At 48.6% G+C, this 617-nt stretch carries 1 protein-coding gene; it reads left to right on the top strand.

Annotated elements, in window-relative coordinates:
• A partial coding sequence (locus R7P74_RS27465) for a DUF1800 family protein (protein WP_318123842.1) occupies window positions 1–617 on the top strand: 617 nt, incomplete at both ends.

Genomic DNA, 617 nt, shown 5'->3' with positions numbered 1-617 from the left:
GCTACCGGATGAAAACTTTGCCAGAGAACTGATGCAGCTTTTTACGTTAGGACTTTACGAGCTAAACCTTGATGGCAGTGTAAAACGTGATCCTAAAACCGGAAAACCGCTGCCGACCTACTCTCAAACTGATATCCAAGAACTGGCCCGTGCGCTAACTGGTTGGAAAAATTCAGACACGGCATTTGTTGAACCCATGCGCGTGATAAACAGCCGACATGACACCAACGAAAAAACCGTGTTGGGAACAACCATTCCTGCGGGTTTGACCGCCCAAGAAGAGCTCTCACAAGTGCTGGATATATTGATGTCTCATCCTAACATTGCGCCATTTGTGTCGAAGTTTTTGATTCAACGATTCGTCTCTTCTAACCCAAGTCCGGAGTACGTTGCGCGAGTTGCTCGCGTATTCAACAACAACGGAAAAGGGGTAAAAGGTGATTTAAGCGCAGTGATCCGCGCGGTTTTACTTGATAACGAAGCCATGGGGTTAACCAACACGCCGCCAATGAAAGTGAAAGAGCCCATTTTGGTGCTCACCAACTTCCACCGAGCCGCAGGCTTTACACTTACCGCTGCGCGCTATGACGGAGCAACAACAGTGATGAACACCGCAG

It is taken from the genome of Vibrio sp. 2033, from assembly GCF_033339735.1.
The sequence above is the reverse complement of the archived record's forward strand: the minus strand, read 5'-3'. Positions and strand labels throughout refer to the sequence as shown.